The organism is Kribbella catacumbae DSM 19601 (genome assembly GCF_000372465.1).
In the GTDB taxonomy this organism is placed as follows: domain Bacteria; phylum Actinomycetota; class Actinomycetes; order Propionibacteriales; family Kribbellaceae; genus Kribbella; species Kribbella catacumbae.
The window spans coordinates 254,210-272,982 of sequence record NZ_AQUZ01000001.1 but is presented as its reverse complement, the minus strand read 5'-3'; the positions used below and the strand labels follow the sequence as shown (position 1 = coordinate 272,982).

The 18,773-nt window shown below is 70.5% G+C and carries 15 protein-coding genes; 14 read left to right on the top strand and 1 reads right to left on the bottom strand.

Annotated features, from left to right (window positions below; translation table 11 throughout):
* Positions 1–44: 44 nt before the first annotated feature.
* From A3ES_RS0101270 to A3ES_RS0101230, 9 genes are all read left to right on the top strand, one after another.
* Positions 45–1,178 carry a sugar phosphate isomerase/epimerase family protein gene (locus A3ES_RS0101270; protein ID WP_020384953.1) on the top strand — a complete coding sequence of 378 codons (1,134 nt, stop codon included), beginning with the start codon at positions 45–47 and terminating at the stop codon, positions 1,176–1,178.
* Positions 1,179–1,278: 100 nt separating this feature from the next.
* Positions 1,279–4,611 carry a PQQ-dependent sugar dehydrogenase gene (locus A3ES_RS0101265; RefSeq protein WP_020384952.1) on the top strand — a complete coding sequence of 1,111 codons (3,333 nt, stop codon included), beginning with the start codon at positions 1,279–1,281 and terminating at the stop codon, positions 4,609–4,611.
* Positions 4,612–4,687: 76 nt separating this feature from the next.
* The gene (locus tag A3ES_RS0101260; RefSeq protein WP_020384951.1) at positions 4,688–5,872 is read left to right on the top strand and encodes an inositol-3-phosphate synthase; all 1,185 of its coding nucleotides are present in this window, start codon (positions 4,688–4,690) and stop codon (positions 5,870–5,872) included.
* Positions 5,866–6,747: an SCO3242 family prenyltransferase gene (locus A3ES_RS0101255; RefSeq protein WP_020384950.1), complete on the top strand. Its 882-nt coding sequence runs from the start codon at positions 5,866–5,868 to the stop codon at positions 6,745–6,747. The genes A3ES_RS0101260 and A3ES_RS0101255 overlap by 7 nt, the downstream gene beginning before the upstream one ends.
* On the top strand, positions 6,744–7,583 hold the full coding sequence (locus tag A3ES_RS0101250; RefSeq protein ID WP_020384949.1) for a sugar phosphate isomerase/epimerase family protein: 840 nt from the start codon (positions 6,744–6,746) through the stop codon (positions 7,581–7,583). Before A3ES_RS0101255 ends, A3ES_RS0101250 begins: the two co-directional genes overlap by 4 nt.
* Positions 7,576–8,277 (top strand): EboA domain-containing protein, encoded by a 702-nt coding sequence (locus A3ES_RS45810; RefSeq protein WP_020384948.1) that lies wholly within the window; start codon positions 7,576–7,578, stop codon positions 8,275–8,277. Before A3ES_RS0101250 ends, A3ES_RS45810 begins: the two co-directional genes overlap by 8 nt.
* A complete protein-coding gene (locus tag A3ES_RS0101240) occupies positions 8,277–9,134 on the top strand; it encodes a TatD family hydrolase (protein WP_020384947.1) in 858 nt (285 codons plus the stop codon). Before A3ES_RS45810 ends, A3ES_RS0101240 begins: the two co-directional genes overlap by 1 nt.
* Positions 9,131–10,309, top strand: a complete 1,179-nt coding sequence (gene eboE, locus A3ES_RS0101235; RefSeq protein WP_020384946.1) for a metabolite traffic protein EboE — start codon at positions 9,131–9,133, stop codon at positions 10,307–10,309. The genes A3ES_RS0101240 and eboE overlap by 4 nt, the downstream gene beginning before the upstream one ends.
* Entirely contained in the window at positions 10,306–11,706 is a 1,401-nt protein-coding gene (locus A3ES_RS0101230) for an alkaline phosphatase family protein (RefSeq protein ID WP_020384945.1), read from the top strand. Before eboE ends, A3ES_RS0101230 begins: the two co-directional genes overlap by 4 nt.
* A gap of 22 nt (positions 11,707–11,728) precedes the next feature.
* Here A3ES_RS0101230 and A3ES_RS0101225 read toward each other — a convergent pair whose 3' ends face one another.
* A complete protein-coding gene (locus A3ES_RS0101225) occupies positions 11,729–12,307 on the bottom strand; it encodes a TetR/AcrR family transcriptional regulator (protein ID WP_020384944.1) in 579 nt (192 codons plus the stop codon).
* Positions 12,308–12,385: 78 nt separating this feature from the next.
* On the opposite strand from A3ES_RS0101225, the gene A3ES_RS0101220 reads away from it, so the two are divergent.
* Genes A3ES_RS0101220 through A3ES_RS0101200 form a run of 5 tightly spaced genes read left to right on the top strand, consistent with a single transcriptional unit; the run spans position 12,386 to position 18,762 of the window.
* Positions 12,386–13,768 (top strand): APC family permease, encoded by a 1,383-nt coding sequence (locus A3ES_RS0101220; RefSeq protein ID WP_020384943.1) that lies wholly within the window; start codon positions 12,386–12,388, stop codon positions 13,766–13,768.
* Positions 13,765–15,411 carry an amidohydrolase gene (locus tag A3ES_RS0101215; protein WP_040453725.1) on the top strand — a complete coding sequence of 549 codons (1,647 nt, stop codon included), beginning with the start codon at positions 13,765–13,767 and terminating at the stop codon, positions 15,409–15,411. Before A3ES_RS0101220 ends, A3ES_RS0101215 begins: the two co-directional genes overlap by 4 nt.
* Positions 15,408–16,466 carry an agmatine deiminase family protein gene (locus A3ES_RS0101210; RefSeq protein ID WP_020384941.1) on the top strand — a complete coding sequence of 353 codons (1,059 nt, stop codon included), beginning with the start codon at positions 15,408–15,410 and terminating at the stop codon, positions 16,464–16,466. Before A3ES_RS0101215 ends, A3ES_RS0101210 begins: the two co-directional genes overlap by 4 nt.
* The gene (locus A3ES_RS0101205) at positions 16,463–17,419 is read left to right on the top strand and encodes a nitrilase-related carbon-nitrogen hydrolase (protein ID WP_020384940.1); all 957 of its coding nucleotides are present in this window, start codon (positions 16,463–16,465) and stop codon (positions 17,417–17,419) included. Before A3ES_RS0101210 ends, A3ES_RS0101205 begins: the two co-directional genes overlap by 4 nt.
* A complete protein-coding gene (locus A3ES_RS0101200; protein WP_020384939.1) occupies positions 17,416–18,762 on the top strand; it encodes a flavin monoamine oxidase family protein in 1,347 nt (448 codons plus the stop codon). Before A3ES_RS0101205 ends, A3ES_RS0101200 begins: the two co-directional genes overlap by 4 nt.
* The last annotated feature ends 11 nt before the right edge of the window (positions 18,763–18,773 follow it).

Sequence of the window (18,773 nt, the reverse complement as noted above, 5' to 3'; positions counted from 1 at the left end):
GCGGATCGAACGAAGTCAATCCACCAGAAGGAGTCGGAAGACCAATGAACGCACACGAAAACGAGATCGAGGCCGGTGGCGTCCTGCGACGCCGGTTGGGGCTGAGCCGTCGCAAATTCCTCGCTGCCACCACCGGCATCGCGGCCGCGGCCACCCTGGGCGGAGCCGGTCCGCTCTCGCCGCTGACCGCCGCCGGCGCCAACGGCACCCTGGTACCGCCGGCCAAGCGGGGCATCATCCTCTACACCGTCCGCGACGCGATCTCGCGGGACCCGTTGACCACCGGCCTGCCGTCGGGCTTCCGCGAGGTGTTCGCCGAGCTGGCCCGGATCGGGTACAAGCAGGTCGAGTTCGCCGGTTACCGCCAGCACGCCAACGCCGAGGGCGGCGCCAACCTCGAGACCGTCGAGGGAGCCCGGCTGCTGCGCCGCTGGCTGGACGAGTACGGCCTGGAGGCCGAAGGCAACCACGGCTTCATCCCCGGTTCGTGGCCGTTCAGCTCCGTGGACCTCGACCGCTTCAAGACCCACCTGGAGATCGCCAACATCCTGGGTCTGGGGCACATGGGCACCGGTGGCGACCCCACCGGCAGCGCCTACAAGGCCGACTGGGACGTTGCCGCGGACAAGTGGAACTCCCTGGGCGCGATCGCGTCGGCCGCCGGGGTCAAGTTGTACACCCACAACCACGACTCGGCGTACGGGTTCCTGCTCGACAGCGGTCCACTGGACGCCGCTGGCCGGCCGACGCGCGCGTCCGGCGTCCGCAAGCTCGAGCACTTCCTTTCAATCACCGACCACGATCACGTCTACCTGGAGATGGACATCTTCTGGGCGCACGTGGCCCAGTTCAAGCACCGCACGTACACCGCGCCCGACGGCTCCACGCAGACCGACATCTTCGACCCGCTCGCGGTCGTGCAGGCGCAGCCGATCCGCTTCCCGCTCTTCCACGCCAAGGACGGCAAGTACAACCCGGCAACGGCGAACGGCTACGACATGGTGCCGTTCGGTGCCGGGGACATCGACTACGCCCGCTTCTTCTCCGAGATGGGTGCCAAGGGCTACCACAACCCGATGTACGAGCAGGACAACGCACCCGGCGGCGCGACCGAGCCGGGGCGCTCGCTGCAGTACGCCGACGTGAGTTACGCCAACCTGGCCGCGCTGCGCGGCTGAATGCCCTGAAGTGGCGGCGGACCGCCACGAGCAAACGCCGTTGCAGCGGCGTGCGCGGCGGTCCGCCCTTTCCCGAAGCCCTCTCGAGGAGGAGCAACAGATGAAGAATACGCGCAGACGGCTCGGCGCAGTGCTGGCCGCCGCCACGCTTCCGTTGGCCATGCTGTCGACGGTGAGTGCGACGACGGCGAGCGCGCACGACGGCCACGACCCGGCGACGGAGTGGTCGAGCTACGAGAAGATCACCCTGACCAAGAACGTCGGCGAACCGATCGACCTGGCGGTCCTGCCCGACCGGCGGGTGCTGCACACCGCGCGCAACGGCGACATCCGGCTGACCGATCCCGTGACCGGGGTGACCAAGGTGGTCAGCACGATCCCGGTGTACGCGAACTCCGAGGACGGTCTGCAGACCATCGCGATCGACCCCGAGTTCGAGCAGAACAAGTGGGTCTACGTGTACTACGCGCCGCGCACGATGGCACCGCCGTACCCCGCCACCACCCCGACCGGATCGGCACCGAACTCGCTGCCCGCGGGCGCCGACGAGTCGTACTGGAACCAGTGGAAGGGCTACAACCAGCTGTCCCGGTTCAAATGGACCGGCGATTCGCTGGACCTATCGACCGAACAGGTCATCATCAAGGTCGAGGTCCAGCGCGGTCAGTGCTGCCACGTCGCCGGTGACCTCGACTGGGATGCCGACGGCAACCTTTACCTCGCCACCGGTGACAACACGCCCGCCGGTACGCCGGGAGCCAACGGGTACGCGCCGAACAACGACGCGCCGGGGATGAACCCGGGCCTGGACGCACGCCGCGGCGCCGGCAACACCAACGACCTGCGGGGAAAGATCCTGCGGTTCACCGTGCAGGAGGACGGCTCCTACACCATCCCCGCCGGCAACCTGTTCGCGCCGGGAACCGCCAAGACCCGGCCCGAGATCTTCGCGATGGGCCTGCGGAACCCCTTCCGGATCGACGTCGACGCGCAGACAGGGACGGTGTCGTGGGCCGACTACGGACCCGACGCCGGTACGCCGGATCCGCGGCGCGGGCCGCTCGGTTACGTCGAGTGGAGCATCACCCCGATCAGCAAGCCGATCAACGGCGGCTGGCCCTACTGCACCGGGGACAACTTCAACTACAACGACTGGGACTTCGCGACCGCGACGCAGCGGGACTGGTTCGACTGCGCGGCCGGCGCGAAGAACACCTCACGCTGGAACACCGGTCTGGCCACCGTGCCGGCAGCGGTGCCCGCGGACCTCTACTACGGCGACAACAACACCCACCAGCCGGCGGAGTGGGCCGGACTCACCGACTTCGAGCCGCAGGGCGGTCAGGGCCCGATGGGCGGCCCGATCTACCACTACGACGCAGCGAATCCCTCGACCACCAAGTTCCCCGAGTACTGGGACAACAAGGCGTTCTTCGCCGAGTTCTCGCAGGACTACCTCGCGGCGTTCACCGTCACCCACCCCGACGGGCCGGTGACCAAGCTCGAGCACTTCCTGCCCAACAGCGCGCTGAAGACGATGACGCAGCCGATCACCGACAGCCCGATGGACATCGAGTTCGGGCCCGACGGGTCCTTGTACGTGCTCGACTACGGCGACGGCTTCTTCCGGGCCAACCCCGACGCCGGGCTGTACCGGATCGACTACGCGCCGGGGAACAAGGCCCCGCAGGCGAAGATCACAGCGGATCCCACCTCGAGCAGCACCGCTCCGCTCACCGTGGAGTTCAGCGCGACCTCGTCCACCGACAACGAGCCGGGCGCGCTCAGCTACGAGTGGGACTTCGACGGCAACGGCACCTTCGACGCCACCGGGGTGACGGCCTCGCACACCTACACCGAGCTCGGCCAGTACACCGCCCGGCTGCGGGTGAAGGATGCCGAGGGCAAGATCGGCATCACGTCGACCGAGATCACGGTCGGCAACACCGCACCGAAGGTCACCATCGACGCGCCCCCGAACGGCGGGTTCTTCGACTGGGGCAACGCCGTGCCGTTCCGGATCGGGGTGTCCGACGCCGAAGACGGCAACACGCCGGTGTGCAGCCGGGTGCAGTGGACCTTCGGTCTCGGCCATGACACCCACGCTCACCCGGAGACCACCGGGACCGGATGCGCCGGTGGCTGGCCGACGCCGGTCGACGCTCCTGAGCACGGCGAGACCGAGAACATCTACGGTGTGGTGGTCGTGAGCTATCGCGACAACGGCGCCAACGGTGTGCCCGGCGCGGCCGGTGAGGCCACGCTCATCCTCAACCCGAAGGAGCTGCAGGCCGAGCACAACGACGCGAGCAGCGGTGTCACCAGGGTCGAGGATTCCACTGCCTCCGGCCGGGCGAGGATCACCTCTCTCGACTCCGGTGACTGGATCGCCTACGACCCGGTGAACTTCAGCGGCATCACCGCTGTCACGACCCGGGCCTCGGGCGCCGGCACGCTCGCGCTGCGGTGGAACTCGCCGTCGGCCGAGCCGTTCGCCACAGTGGCCGTACCGGCCGGTGACGGCTGGCGGACGGCGACCACGTCGCTGACGAATGCTCCCACCGGCTCGGGCAGGCTGTACGTCACCTCGACCGGGGGTGTCGACGTCGACTCGTTCGTCTTCGCGGGCGACGGTGTCGCCGACAAGACGCCGCCGACGGTCTCGGCGACGCTGAACCCGGCCACACCCAACGGCGCCAACGGCTGGTACACCGGCAACGTCACGCTCACGGTGACCGCGACCGACAACGGGACCGTCGCGAGCCGGCAGTACTCGCTCAACGGCGGCACGACCTGGACCAACACGAACAACCAGGGCGTCGCCACCATCTCCACGGAGGCGGCGAACACCGTGCTGTACCGGGCGACCGACAACGGCGGCAACGTCTCCGCGCCGCGCCAGGTCTCCGTGCCGATCGACAAGACCGCCCCGGCGATCTCGTTGAACGGTGTCGAGCCGGGGTCGTCGCACGGCGACTCGGGGTCGCTCACGCCGGTGTTCTCCGCGACCGACGCGACCTCCGGGATCGCCTCGGTTTCGGCGACGCTGGACGGCAATGCCGTGCCGAGCGGGATCGCGGTCGATCTCGCCCTGCTTCCGCTCGGCGAGCACCGGCTCGTCGTCACGGCGCAGGACAAGGCCGGCCACCAGGCGACCCGGTCGGTCGCATTCACGTCGACGACCTCGATCGCGGACATGCGGGCGCTGGTCGGCCGTTACCGCGACGGCGGCCGGATCACCCCGGACGACGCCACCGCGCTGCTCGACATGCTCGGTCAGGCGGAGCGTGCGATGGCTGCCGGGGACGAGGACCGCGCCGAGGGCGCCCTGCGCCGCTTCAAGAACCACCTGGAGCGGAAGGTGCGGGACGCCCAGGTCCGGGCGGTGCTCGGGCGTGACGCCGACGCACTGATCGGACAACTGCGTGGGTGAGCTGCGGTAACAACCCGCGGTCGGTGGTTCTCCCCGCGGGGAGAACCACCGACCGGCCGACGAGAGGAGAGAGTTCATGTCCGGTAACGACGATCGAGTGGGCGTCTGGCTGTTCGGCGCCCGGGGGTCGGTGGCGACCACCACCATCGCGGGCGCCGCCGCACTGCGCCACGGCGGGTATGGCGCCGCGTCGGCCGGCCTGGTCACCGAACTGCCGGACTTCGCCGCCGGTGGGCTGGTGCCCATCGACCGGCTGGTGTTCGGCGGCCACGACGTGGTCGAGACCCCGCTGGTCAAACGGCTGGAGCGGCTGGTGGCCGGCGGCGTGCTGCCGCACGGGATCGAGACGCTGGTCGCCGCCGACCTCGCGGCGGTCGAGGCGGATCTGGTGACCGTGCGTGAGGACGAACGCGGACCGGCAGGCGGTGGCGCGGCGGATTCCACTGCCGACGTGGAGGTGGTCCGCCGCTGGGCGGACGACATCCGTTCGTTCGCGGACAGGCACCGGCTGCGCACCGTGGTCGCGGTCAACGTCGCGTCCACCGAGGCGCCGTACCCGCTGGACGACCGGCACCGCGACCTCGGCTTGCTGCGTTCCGCGCTGGACCGCGGCGAGCGGTTCCTTCCGGCCAGCTCATTGGCGGCGCTGGCGGCGTTCGAGGCCGGGGCGGCCTTCGTCGACTTCACCCCGTCGACGTCGATCCGGCCGCGGGCGGTCCGGCACTGGGCCGTGGAGGCTGGGCTGCCGTTCGGCGGTCAGGACGCGAAGACCGGTGAGACGCTGGTCAAGAGTGTGCTGGCGCCGATGTTCTCCGCCCGGGCGCTGAAGGTGCACGCCTGGTCCGGTACCAACCTGCTCGGCGGCGGTGACGGTGCGACGCTGGCCGACCCGCGGCACGCCGAGTCGAAGAACACCTCCAAGGAACGCGGTCTTGCCGAGCTGCTCGGTGAGGTCGACGGTGAGGTGCACATCGATTACGTCGAGGAGCTGGGGGACTGGAAGACGGCCTGGGACCACGTCGTGTTCTCCGGCTTCCTCGGCACCCGGATGACGATGCAGTTCACCTGGCAGGGCTGCGACTCCGCCCTGGCCGCGCCGCTGGTGCTCGACCTGGCCCGGCTCTCGGCTGCGGCGTCGGAGCGTGGCCACGTCGGCGCGATGCCCTTCCTGGGCTTCTTCTTCAAGGACCCGGTCGGCTCCACCGAGCATGCGCTGCTCCGTCAGTACGACGACCTCGCGCGCTGGGTCCGCGGATGCTGACCCCGACGTCGGACTGCCGCCGGCCCCGCCTTCGCGACCTGGCAGAACTGGTCCGGGCGCCCGCGGCCCTGACAGTCCCCGGCGACGTGCTGGCCGGCGCGGTCGCGGCCGGGAATCTCCGCCCGGCGCGGGTCGCCGGGCTGGCGGCGTCCTCCGTCTGTCTGTACTGGGCCGGGATGGCGCTCAACGACTGGGCCGACCGGCAGGTGGACGCCGTCGAGCGGCCCGACCGTCCGATCCCGTCCGGCCGGGTGTCGGCGCGGACTGCCCTCGGTCTCGCCGGCGGGCTCACCGCCGCCGCGCTGAGCCTGTCCGCACTCGCCGGCCGCGGACCCGCCATACGGACCACAGCGTTGCTCGCGGCAACAGCTTGGGGCTATGACCTCGGCGGGAAGAACACGCCGGCCGGGCCGTTGCTGATGGCAACAGCACGGTCGCTCGACGTTCTGGTGGGCGCCGGTGACCGTCGACGGAAGGCCTGGGCACCGGCGGTCGCGGTCGGCGCTCACATCCTCGGCGTGACCGCGATGTCGCGGGGCGAGGTGTACGGCAGCACGCCGCTGCCGGCCCGCGGCGCCCTGGCCGCCACCACGGTGATCACGGCCGGTACGGTCGCCGGCGCCCGCGGCGTACCGGGCTTGGTGACGGCCGGTCTTGCCGGCCTGTTCGCGACGTCGGTCGGGCCGGCCCAGGCGGCCGCGGCGCAGGATCCGACCGCCGGTCGGCTGCGTGCGGCCGTCGGCGCCGGCATCCACGGACTGGTCCCGCTGCAGGCCGCGTGGTGCGCTCGGCGTGGGTCGCCCGTGATCGGTGCGGCGCTGGTCGGCGCCCTGCCGGTCGCCAGGAGGCTCGCACGGAAGGTGTCGCCCACATGAGGTTCGGCTATGGCACCAACGGCTTCGCCGATCACCGCCTGCCCGAGGCGCTGGACGTGATCGCCGGCCTCGGCTACGTCGGGGTCGGGCTGACCCTCGACCACGGTCACCTCGATCCGATGGCGCCGGACCTTGCCCGCAGGACCGCTGAGGTCGGACGGCTGCTCGCCGACCGGGACCTGGCGGTCGTCGTCGAGACCGGTGCGCGCTACGTGCTCGACCCCGCGCGCAAGCACTCGCCGACCCTCCTGCACGACTCCGCCGGCGCTGCTCGGCGGATCGCGCTGCTGGAGCGGGCCGTCGACGTCGCTGCCGAACTGGGTGCCGAGGCAGTGTCGTTCTGGTCGGGGACCGTCCCGGCCGACGTGTCACCGGGAGAGGCCTGGAACCGGCTGGTCGCCGCTTGCGGACGGCTCGCGGAGTACGCCGGTGAGCGCGGGGTCCGGCTGGGTTTCGAGCCGGAGCCGGGGATGCTGGTGGGCGACCTGGCCGGGTATCTGAAGCTGCGCGCCGAGGTGGGCAACGACGTACTGGGCCTCACCCTCGACATCGGGCACCTGCGCTGCAACGAGCCCCAGCCGCCGCCGGACGTCGTCGCCGCGGGAGCGCCGTACCTGGTGAACGTCCAGATCGACGACATGCGCCGCGGTGTCCATGAGCACCTGGAGTTCGGTACCGGCGAAATCGACTTCCCACCGGTACTGGCGGCGTTGCGGGAATCCGGCTACGACGGGTTGGTCGCGGTTGAGCTGCCGCGCCACTCGCACGCGGCACCGCTGGTCGCACGCCGGTCGATCGACTTCCTGCGAAGCGCCGAGGAGGCCTCCCATGTCTGAGCTCCGGCAGTCCCGAGCATGCACCCGGGAGTGGCTCGTCGAGCAGGTCGCGCTTCGACTGGCTCCGGCGGCGGCACGTACCTGGCTGCAGCAGCGTCGCGACGAGGTGGTCGCTCGGCCGGAACTGCTGGGCGAGATCTTCCCAGCGGTCGCGCGGCACGTCGGGAGGGACCGGCTCGACGACTCCTGGACCGTCGACGAGGCTGCCCGGGCCATGTTGCTCGCAGTACTGGCAACGACGCTGACCGCCGAAGACCTGTCGACCACGCTGGCCGCGGTGTACCACTACGGCGACGCCGCGGAGAAGCGGGCCGTACTGCGGGCGCTGGCCGTCGAGGAGGTCGCCATCGCCCTCGGCGCCCGCGCCGTACCGCTCCTGGCCGATGCCATCCGGACCAACGACCAGCGGTTGCTCGCAGCCGCGCTCGGGCCGTACGCCACCGCCCACTTGGACGACGCGGCCTTCAGGCAGGCGGTGCTGAAATGCGTCTTCACAGGCGTCCCGCTCACGCTCGTGGACGGGCTGCCGGAGCGCGCCGACGCGGAGCTGGGCCGGATGATGACCGACTTCGCCGCCGAGCGGACCGCCGCCGGCCGACCCGTTCCAGACGACATCCAGAGCTACCTGGTTGCTGAGGGCAACCAGAACGGCCTGGTTGCCGACGACAACCAGAGCTACCGGCAGGAGAGCTGATGCGCATCTTCGACCCGCACATCCATATGACGTCCCGGACCACCGACGACTACGCCGCGATGCGGGCCCACGGGGTGCGCGCGCTGGTCGAGCCGGCCTTCTGGCTCGGGCAGCCGCGGACCAACGTGGGCTCGTTCACCGACTACTTCGACTCGCTGATCGGCTGGGAACCGTTCCGCGCCTCGCAGTTCGGGATCAGGCACCACTGCACGATCGCCCTGAACCCGAAAGAGGCCAACGATCCCCGCTGCCGCGGCGTGCTGGAGGTGCTGCCGCGCTACCTCGCGAAGGACGGCGTGGTTGCGGTCGGAGAGGTCGGTTACGACTCGATGACGCCCGAGGAGGACGAGGTCTTCGCGGCCCAGCTCGAGCTCGCGCAGCGGTTCGAACTGCCGGTGCTGGTGCACACCCCGCACCGGGACAAGGCGATCGGGACTGCCCGCACGCTGGACGTCGTCCGCGAGTCAGGGCTGGACCCGGCGATGGTCGTCGTCGACCACCTGAACGAGGTGACGGTGGGAGCGGTCGCCGACTCCGGCTGCTGGCTGGGGTTCTCGATCTACCCCGACACGAAGATGGACCCGGACCGGATGGTGGCGATCCTCACGGAACACGGCACCGAGCGCGTGCTGGTGAACTCCGCCGCCGACTGGGGGAAGTCCGACCCACTGCGGACCTACGCGACCGGACAGGCGATGCTCGCCGCAGGGTTCACCGATGATGACGTCGATCAGGTCCTGTGGCGCAACCCGGTCGCGTTCTACGGGCAGTCCGGCCGGCTGGTGCTGGAGGACGACTCTGAGGTCGCCGAGACGTTCGAGGGCAACTCCATCTTGCGCGGGGCGCGGGCGTCATGAGGTTCCGTCACCCTGACGGTTCGACCGTCCACCTGGCGTACTGCACGAACGTGCACCCGGCCGAGGACCTCGATGGTGTCGTCGCCCAGCTTGAGGGATGCGCCGCCGCCGTGCGGTCCGAGCTCGGCGTACCGGTGCTCGGCGTGGGCCTCTGGCTCGCGCACGACCTCGCCGCCCTGCTCGCCCGCGACCCCGCCGCGCTGAAACGGCTGACGTCGACGCTGGAGGCCAACGGGCTGGAAGTCGTGACGCTGAACGGCTTCCCGTACGCCGGGTTCCACGACGAGGTGGTCGGCAAAAAGGTCTACCTGCCGGACTGGTCGCAGCCCGAGCGGCTGGCATACACGCTCGACCTGGTCGAGGTGCTCGCCAAGATCCTGCCCGCGGACGCGGCGTACGGCTCGATCTCGACGCTTCCGCTGGGCTGGCGCACACCGTGGTTCGCTGATCGCGACGGCCTCGCGCGCGACGCCGTACGGCGGCTGGCGGAACGCCTCGCCGAGGTGGAGGAGCGAACCGGCCGGGTGATCCGGGTCGCGCTGGAGCCTGAGCCCGGCTGCGTGATCGAGACGAACGCGCAGGTCGCGGACTGGCTGTCCGGGCAGCCGGTCGGCGACCGGGTCGGTGCCTGTGTGGACACCTGCCACCTGGCGGTCCAGTTCGAGGATCCGGCCGGTGTTGTCGCCGGATTCGAGGCCGCCGGTGTGACGGTGGTGAAAAGCCAGGTCTCGGCCGCGCTGCACGTCCCCGATCCGACCGACGCGACCGCGCTGGCGATGCTCGAAGGGTTCGCGGAGCCCAAGTTCCTGCATCAGACCAGGGAGTCAGGCGGCGCGCGGCTGCGTGGGGTGGACGACCTGACCCAGACGCTGGACCCGACGGCTCGGCGCCGGCTGCCCGGCCGGCACCCCTGGCGGGTGCACTTCCACGTCCCCGTGCACGCGGCGCCCGAGCCGCCGTTGACCAGCACGACCGACGTGCTCGACGACGCACTCAAGGTCCTGGTCGGCGGCGATCACCCGCACACCCACCACCTGGAGTCGGAGACGTACACATGGTCGGTGCTACCGGAACAGCAACGACCGAAGGACACGGCGGAGCTTGCCGCCGGCATCGCGGGCGAGCTCGCCTGGATCCGTGACCGCCTGCACGCATTAGGCCTGGAGGACGCATGAACAACCCAGTCGTCGTGATCGATGTCGTCGGCCTGACCCCCCGGTTGCTGCGAAGCATGCCAAGGTTGAACCGCCTTGCCCAGCAGGGGATCTCCCGACCCCTGGGGGCAGTGCTCCCGGCCGTGACGTGCTCCGCGCAGGCGACGTTCCTGACCGGCAGGGTGCCCAGTGAGCATGGCATCGTCGGCAACGGGTGGTACTTCCGCGACCTCGGCGAGGTCTTCCTCTGGCGGCAGCACAACCAGTTGGTCCAGGGCGACAAGGTGTGGGATGTCGCCCGCCGCGACGACCCGTCGTACAAGGTCGCCAACATCTGCTGGTGGTTCGCGATGGGCGCGGACACAGACCTGCTGGTGACGCCGCGGCCGATCTACTACGCGGACGGACGGAAGGCGCCCGACTGCTACACCCGGCCGGTCGAGCTGCACGACCGGCTCATCTCCCGGCTGGGCGACTTCCCGCTCTTCACCTACTGGGGTCCGACCGCGGGGATCAAGTCGTCGCAGTGGATCGTCGACGCCACCCGGATCGTGCTCGAGGAGGATCGGCCCGACCTACTGCTGACCTACGTGCCCCACCTCGACTACGACCTCCAGCGGTACGGCGCCTCGTCGTCCCAGGCGGTCCGCGCGGCGGCCGAGCTGGACGCAGTACTGGCGCTGCTGCTTGACGACGCCGAGGCCGCCGGAGCGGTCGTGCTCGTGGTGTCGGAGTACGGCATCACCGATGTGTCCAGGCCCGTTGATGTAAACCGCGTACTGCGCCGCGAGGGCCTGCTGGAGGTCTACACCCAGGACGGCATGGAGTACCTCGACCCCTGGGTGTCGCGGGCCTTCGCCGTCGCGGACCATCAGGTCGCCCACGTGTACGTCAAGGAGCCGGCCGACGTCCCGATGGTCGCGAAGCTGCTGGGCGGGATCCCGGGAGTCGCCCAGGTGCTGGGCGAGGACGAGAAGGCGCAGTACGGGCTGGACCACGAACGCGCCGGAGAGCTCGTGCTGGTGGCGGACCCGGACGCCTGGTTCACGTACTACTACTGGCTCGACGACGACCGGGCTCCGGATTTTGCCCGCGCCGTGGAGATCCACCGCAAGCCTGGGTACGACCCGGCCGAGCTCTTCTTCGACCCGGGCGACCGGTTCGTGAAGCCGCGCGCGGCGTCGTACCTGCTGCGCAAGAAGCTGGGATTGCGGTATGCGATGCGGGTGGTGCCGCTCGACCCGTCCGTGGTGCGCGGTTCGCACGGGCGGCTGCCGGACCATCCCGACGACGGTCCGCTGCTGCTGTGCTCAGATCCGGCTCTCGCGATCCCACCGGGAACCGTCGCCCCGACCGCCGTGCACGACCTCCTCCTCACCGCCGGCGGCAGACCTGGAACCAGCCGGCCCCGAGGCTGACCGCTCACCCCCGTCGCTGGCCTCAGCGGACCGGCAGCAGTGCCCGGACGTGCTCCCAGGCCTTCTCGGGGGTGAGTCCGGGCTGGTCGGTCAGCAGGGCGACGCTCAGTCCGTCCAGCAGGGCCAGCATGCGCTGGGCGAGCGGCTCGACGTCGCCATCGGTGAGCTCGGCCAGCAGATCGGCGAGCGCGTCGCGCCAAACCGTGTCCAGCTCGCGTTGGGCCTCCCGCAGCGACGGCTCATGCATCACGCGCGGCCACAGCTCGACCCAGAGCAGCCAGCGCGGATCGCCCGGGTGCCTGGGGAAGAACAGCACGCACAGCTGGCGAAGCCGCTCCTCGGCCGGCTGCTGGGACGCGAGGACGACCTCGAGCTGCCCGATCAGCTCGTCCTCGCTCCAGCGCAACAGCTCGAGCAGTAGGCCGTTCTTGCTGCCGAAATAGTAGGAGAGGTGGCCAGCGCTGGTCTCCAGGCGGCGTCCGAGCTCGGACAGGCTCAGATCCGCGAGCCCGCGCTCGACCAGGAGGTCCCAGGCCTCCTGCAACACCCGTTCCCGTGGCCGTTCGAGTCGACGGTGGCGGCGAAGTTCCTGATCGGTCACCTCTTGACTCTAGCCATCGCAGCCCTCATCGTGGCGCATGCCAGTGTTTTGAAAGGCATTCAAATGTGAGGAGTTGCGATGTCGACGTTCCCCACGGACGCACCTGCGGCCGCCGACCCGGCAGGAGCCCCGGTCCGGCTGACCCCGGTGCTGGGTGTGACCGCCGCGATCCTGCTGACGATCTCGTGCATCACGCCGGCGTCCAGCCTGTTCATCATCGTTCCGGAACTGCTCGCCACTCAGGGTTCGGGCGTGGTCATCGCACTCGTCTTCGGCCTGCTCGTGTCCGTCGCCGTGGGTGCCTGCTACGCCGAGCTGGGCACGCGGACGCCGAGCTCGGGCGGCGAGTACGCGATGGTCAGGCATACGATCGGCCGTACCCTCGGCTGGCTTACCTTCGTGCTCACCGCGGCGCTGCTCGTGGTGATCCCGCCCGTGATCGCGCTCGGCACCGCCGACTACCTGAGCGCGGTCGCCGACCTTGACCGGTCGGTCACCGGAGCGGTCGTCATGCTGCTGGCCACCTGCACGGCCGTGCTGGACGTACGCGCCAACGCCGTCGTCACCAGTTGCTTCCTGGCCCTGGAGATCGTGGCAGCCGCCGTCGTCGCCTACCTGGGATTCACCCATGCCGAGCGCCCGGTCAGCACGCTGGTCAATCCGCAGGCGCTCTCCGACGGAGCGCTCTCCCCGTTCACCCTCGGCATCCTGATGTCCGGACTGGCCGTCGCGATGTTCGTCGTCAACGGCTTTGGGACCGCCTCCTACCTCGCCGAGGAGATGCTGCAACCCCGTCGCGACGTCGCCCGAGCGGTCTTCGGCTCGCTGTTCGTCGCCGCCCTGGTCATCATCGTCCCGACCGCGGCCGTCGTGGTCGGCGCCGGCTCCCTCGAGGACCTGGGTGTGCTGACCTTTCCCGAGTTCGTCGAGGGCTGGGCCGGTCCCGGGGTCGCCGCCGCGGTCAGCGCCGGCATCGCGCTCGCGATCCTCAACGCGGTCATCGTGATGGTGCTGCAGAACGGCCGCGTCATCTACGCGTCGGCGCGCGACAGGGCCTGGCCAGAGCCGGTCAACGCGGCACTCACCCGGCTGCACCCGCGGTTCAACACACCGGTGCTGGCCACGCTCGCGGTGGCTGTCCCGGGCGCCGTGCTCGCCCTCCTCGTCGACATCGAGGCGCTGCTCGGGATCACCGCGGTGATCGTCGCCGCGGTCTACCTGCTGCTCGCGGTCGGCACCCTCGCCGCGCGGCGTGCGCCGCACTCCGGCTGGAAGATGCCGCTCTGGCCGGTGGCCCCGGTCCTGGTCATCGTTGCGCTCACCTATGCCCTGTCCCAGTCGGCCGCGGTCGACCTGGCCATCACCGGAGGCGTCGTCGTGGTCGCACTCGCGTACGAGCTGCTGTACCTGCGTCCCCGCCGGGCGACCCACTTCCTCGTCGACGCGCGGGGGGACCGGTGACAGCCACGAGTCCCGCGCCGGCCGACGTGGTCCTCACCGGCGGCACCATCCACACGGTCGACGACCTGCTGCCGCAGGCGGACACCGTAGCCGTGCGCGGCGACCGGATCGTCTGGGTCGGATGCGCGATCGAGGCACCCGCCTGGGTCGCGCAGGCGTCCGAGGTGGTCCAGCTCGACGGCCGTACCGTCCTCCCGGGGTTCGTCGACGCGCACAACCACGTCCGGCTCGGCTCGGACGCCGACTGCGTCCAGCTCGCCGGGGCGGACTCGCTCGAGGCCGTGGCCGACCGGCTCCGGGCCTGGGATCGGGCGCACCCAGGTGGCGGCTGGATCGAGGCCGAGGGCTACGCGTACGCCGGTCTGGCCGACGGCGCGCCACCGACTCGGCAGCTGCTCGATGCGATCGTGCCGGACCGTCCGGTCGCGGTGCTCAGCTACGACGTGCACACGCTGTGGCTGAACACCCTCGGCGTCATCGCGCTCGGCGTCGACGAGGCGCCCCAGCCGTTCGGTACGGCGCAGCTCGACCATGCTGGTGTGCCGACCGGCTTTGTCACCGACTTCGCGGTCAAGGGACTCTCGCGTGCCGGCATCCGCGTGCTGCGGGAGCGCGGCCTGCCCTGGGCCGGCCTCGACCGGCAGTACTCGCGCCTGTGCACCAGCCTGGACCACGCGCTGGCGTGTGGCATCACCACCGTAGTGGAACCGCAGAACTCCCCGGACGACATCGCGCTCTTCGAGCGGGCACGCGACGACGGCAGGCTGGGCTCCCGGGTCGTGCTCGCCATGTTCCACCCGCCGACCACGACCCCCGAGGAACGGGCAGAGTTCGCCACGCTGACAGCAGCGTACGCCGACGACCGGCTGCGCGTCGGTCCACTCAAGCTCTACATCGACGACGTGATCGAACCGCACACCGCGGCCCTGCACGAGCCCTACGCAGGAGAGCCGGGCCATCGCGGGTCGACGTACTACGAGCCGGCCGAATTCAACCAGCTTGTCGCCGATCTGGACCGCGACGGCCTCCAACTGTTCGTGCACGCGACGGGAGACCGGGGCATCACCACCGTCCTCGACGCGGTCGAGCACGCACGGCGGGTCAACGGACCGCGGGACGCGCGCCACCAGATCGTGCACGTCGAGTGCCTGCGCGGCGCCGACCTGCCCCGGTTCGCCGAGCTCGGGGTGGTCGCCTGCATGCAGCCGCGGCATGCAAGCCCCGATCTCGCCGGTCCCGGACACGCCTGGGCCGAGGCGGTGGGGGAGAGCCGGTGGCACCAGGCCTGGCCGCTGCGCTCGTTGCAGGAGCACGGGGCGCCCTTGGCGTTCTCCAGCGACTGGAACGTCGCCGAGATGGAGCCCATGGTCGGGATCCACAGTGCGGTGACCCGGGGGCCCCTCGGCGGAGGCACACCCTGGCGGCCCGAAGAGGCCCTGTCGGTCGCGGATGCGGTCCGTGGCTACACGCTGGGCAGCGCCTGGGCGAACTTCTGCGAGCACGACCGCGGCTCTGTCACCGTCGGCAAGCTCGCCGACCTCGTCGTACTGGACCAGGACCCGTACGCCGTCGACCCGGCCAAGCTGGCCGGCGTCACCGTTCTGGAGACCTGGGTGGGCGGAGAGCGGAGGTACGTCGCATGACGGACTGGCAGATGCCGGCCGAGACCGACCCGCACGAGGCGACCTGGATGGCGTGGCCTTCGGCGGTCTACACCCTCGGTGGAAGCGACGCTGAGGCCGACGAGGCTCGGACGACCTGGGCCGCAGTGGCCAACGCGATTGCCGAGTACGAGCCGCTCCACCTGCTGGTGCCGCCGCGTGAGCTCGCCGAGGCGCGCCGCCGGCTGTCCGCCGATATCGCGCTGTACGACGTACCGCTCGACGATGGCTGGTACCGCGACAGCGGGCCGACGTTCGTCCTCGGCCCCGACGGCCTCGGCGCGGTGAACTGGGTGTTCAACGGGTGGGGCGCCCAGGCATGGGCCTCCTGGGAGTACGACGCGGTGGCCAGCCTGGTCGCCACCGACGAGAGCGGGGCGCACCGGATCGACTCGGCGATGGTCAACGAAGGCGGCGGGATCCACACCGACGGCGTGGGTACCTTCCTGGTGACCGAGACCGTGCAGCTCGACCCGGGGCGAAATCCCGGCTGGACCCATGCTCGGGTCGAGGAGGAGCTCAGCCGCACCGTCGGCGCCCGCAAGGTCATCTGGCTGCCGCGCGGCCTGACCCGGGACGGCGAGCGCTACGGCACCCGCGGGCACGTCGACATCGTGGCGACGTTCAGCGCACCGGGCCGAATCCTCCTCCACGAGCAGCGCGACGACGCGCATCCGGACGCCGCGATCAGCCGCGAGCTGGCAGCCCTGCTCCGGGAGGAGTCCGATGCCGAGGGCAAGCCTCTCGAGGTCACCTACCTGCCCGCGCCTACCGTGCTCCGCGACGCGGAGGGGTGGGTCGACTACAGCTACGTCAACCACTACGTCGCCAACGGTGCGGTCGTCGCCTGCGCCTTCGACGACCCCTCCGACGCCGAGGCACGCGAGGTGCTCGCTGACGCCTACCCAGGCCGCGCCGTCGTCCAGATCGACGCCCGGCCGCTGTTCGCCCGCGGCGGAGGCATCCACTGCATCACCCAGCAGCAACCCGCAGTCCCACAGTCAGACAAGCCAGTGCCGATCAAGGAAGATTCATGAAGCTGAAAGTCGCCGCGGCCCAGTCGTCCCTCGCCCGGCCGTCCATTCCCGGATCCGCCGAGCAGGACAACCGCCGGGTCACCGTCGGCCTGATCCAGATGCACTGGGCTGCCGACCCCGAGGAACACGTCGCCACGCTGATGGACGGGGTGGCGACGGTTGCCTCCGCCGGCGCCTCGATCGTGTTTCTGCCCGAGCTCACGCTGTCGCGCTACCCGGCCGACACCAAGCCCGACGGCGTACCGGCGGACCTGGCCGAGCCGCTCGAGGGCGGCCCGACCTACACGTTCGCCGCTGCTGCGGCGCGAGCACACGGTGTCCACGTGCACGCCTCGCTCTACGAGCGCTCGGACGCCGATGACGGGCTCGGGTTCAACACCGCGATCCTGGTCGCTCCGGACGGCAGCCGCGTGGCCCGAACCCGCAAGCTGCACATCCCGGTCACGGCGGGCTACTACGAGGACCTCTACTTCCGGCCGGGGCCGGCGGAGACGCCTTACCCGGTGCACACCGTAGACCTGCCGGGCGCCCCACGCCTGGGGCTGCCGACCTGCTGGGACCAGTGGTTCCCCGAGTTGGCGCGGGCCTACTCGCTCGCCGACGCGGAGATCCTGGCCTACCCGACCGCGATCGGCTCCGAACCCGACCACCCGGAGTTCGACACGCAGCCGCTGTGGCAGAACGTGATCGTCGGCAACGGCATCGCGAACGGGCTGTTCATGGTCGTCCCCAATCGCTGGGGTGACGAGGGTCTGATCAGCTTCTACGGCTCGTCGTTCATCAGCGACCCGTACGGCCGGGTGCTCGTGCAGGCCGACCGCGAGGGCGACTGTGCCCTGGTGGCGACTCTCGATCTCGGGCACCGACGCGACTGGCTCGATCTCTTCCCGTTCCTGCAAACCAGGCGACCCGACACGTACGGCGCGCTGGTGGCAACGGAGGCGACCCGATGACAACGCACGACACCATCGTCGTGGGTGCCGGCGTGACCGGGCTGGTCGCCGCCTGGCGTCTCGCCGAGGCCGGTCAGGACGTCGTCGTCCTCGAAGCCCGGGACCGCGTGGGCGGCCGGCTGCGCAGCGAGCTCCACGACGGGTCGCTGTTCGAGATCGGCGGCCAGTGGGTCTCGCCCGACCAGGACGCCCTCAAGGCGCTGCTCGAGGAGCTGGGGCTGAAGACCTACGAGCGCTACCGCGCCGGCGCCAGCCTGTACGTCGATCGCGGCGGCAACGCCAAGCGCTTCGACGGCGAGGACCTGCCGGTCGGGCCCGAGACCGCCGCGGCGATCGAGCGGTTGACCAAGACCCTCGACGACTTGGTTGCCGAGATCGACCCGGACCGGCCGTGGGACCACCCGGAGGCGCAGCGGCTCGACCGGATCACCTTCCAGCAATGGCTGGAAGATCAGTGCGACGACGTAGAGGCTCGCGACAACATCGCGCTCTACGTCGGGCCCGCGATGCTGACCAAGCCGGCCTGGGCATTCTCGGCGCTGCAGGCCCTCCTGATGGCGGCTAGTGCGGGCTCGTTCCGGCACCTGGTGGAGGCCGACTTCATCCTCGACCGCCGTGTGGCCGGTGGGCTGGCCTCGGTGCCGCTCGAGTTGGCCCGACGCCTGGGCGACCGGGTGCGGCTGTGCCAGGACGTCACCGCGATCGAGTACGACGCCGACGGCGCGACCGTCGTGGTGGGCCAGGAGCGGCTCAGGGCCAGGAGCGTGGTCCTCGCCGTACCGCCGCCGCTGGTTCGCCGCATCCGGTTCACCCCGGAGCTGCCTGCCGAGCACCGGCACGCCCGCGAGCACCAGTCCTTCGGGCTGGTGATCAAGGTGCAGGTCGAATACCCGGCGCCGTTCTGGCGGGAGGTGGGCCTGAGCGGCACCGGATTCGGGCCCTACCAGCTGGTCCACGAGGTCTACGACAACACCCCCGAGGGCTACGCGACCGGGCACCTCGTCGGCTTCGTGTCCGACGAGTCGGCGGATCGGATCGGGGCTCTGTCCGCCGACCAGCGCCGGGAACAGGTGCTGTCGTCACTGGCGACCTACTTCGGCGAGCAAGCCCTCGCGCCCACGACGTACGTCGAGAGCGATTGGCAGCACCAGGAGCTCACCGGCGGCGCGTACGGCACCAGCTTCGACGTCGGTGGGCTCACCCGGTACGGCCGCGTGCTCCGGGAGCCGGTGGGGCCGATCGAGTTCGGTACCAGCGACGTTTCGGGGCTGGGCTTCCAGCACGTCGACGGCGCCGTCCGGATCGGCACCGAGCTCGCCCAGTGCGTCCTTTCTGGACGCTGAACGCTTCAAAG

What these genes read in the sequence shown, in the direction of transcription:
- A3ES_RS0101270 (WP_020384953.1), top strand. Translation starts at nt 45, where the DNA reads ATGAACGCACACGAAAACGAGATCGAGGCCGGTGGCGTCCTGCGACGC.
- A3ES_RS0101265 (WP_020384952.1), top strand. Translation starts at nt 1,279, where the DNA reads ATGAAGAATACGCGCAGACGGCTCGGCGCAGTGCTGGCCGCCGCCACG.
- A3ES_RS0101260 (WP_020384951.1), top strand. Translation starts at nt 4,688, where the DNA reads ATGTCCGGTAACGACGATCGAGTGGGCGTCTGGCTGTTCGGCGCCCGG.
- A3ES_RS0101255 (WP_020384950.1), top strand. Translation starts at nt 5,866, where the DNA reads ATGCTGACCCCGACGTCGGACTGCCGCCGGCCCCGCCTTCGCGACCTG.
- A3ES_RS0101250 (WP_020384949.1), top strand. Translation starts at nt 6,744, where the DNA reads ATGAGGTTCGGCTATGGCACCAACGGCTTCGCCGATCACCGCCTGCCC.
- A3ES_RS45810 (WP_020384948.1), top strand. Translation starts at nt 7,576, where the DNA reads ATGTCTGAGCTCCGGCAGTCCCGAGCATGCACCCGGGAGTGGCTCGTC.
- A3ES_RS0101240 (WP_020384947.1), top strand. Translation starts at nt 8,277, where the DNA reads ATGCGCATCTTCGACCCGCACATCCATATGACGTCCCGGACCACCGAC.
- eboE (WP_020384946.1), top strand. Translation starts at nt 9,131, where the DNA reads ATGAGGTTCCGTCACCCTGACGGTTCGACCGTCCACCTGGCGTACTGC.
- A3ES_RS0101230 (WP_020384945.1), top strand. Translation starts at nt 10,306, where the DNA reads ATGAACAACCCAGTCGTCGTGATCGATGTCGTCGGCCTGACCCCCCGG.
- A3ES_RS0101220 (WP_020384943.1), top strand. Translation starts at nt 12,386, where the DNA reads ATGTCGACGTTCCCCACGGACGCACCTGCGGCCGCCGACCCGGCAGGA.
- A3ES_RS0101210 (WP_020384941.1), top strand. Translation starts at nt 15,408, where the DNA reads ATGACGGACTGGCAGATGCCGGCCGAGACCGACCCGCACGAGGCGACC.
- A3ES_RS0101205 (WP_020384940.1), top strand. Translation starts at nt 16,463, where the DNA reads ATGAAGCTGAAAGTCGCCGCGGCCCAGTCGTCCCTCGCCCGGCCGTCC.
- A3ES_RS0101200 (WP_020384939.1), top strand. Translation starts at nt 17,416, where the DNA reads ATGACAACGCACGACACCATCGTCGTGGGTGCCGGCGTGACCGGGCTG.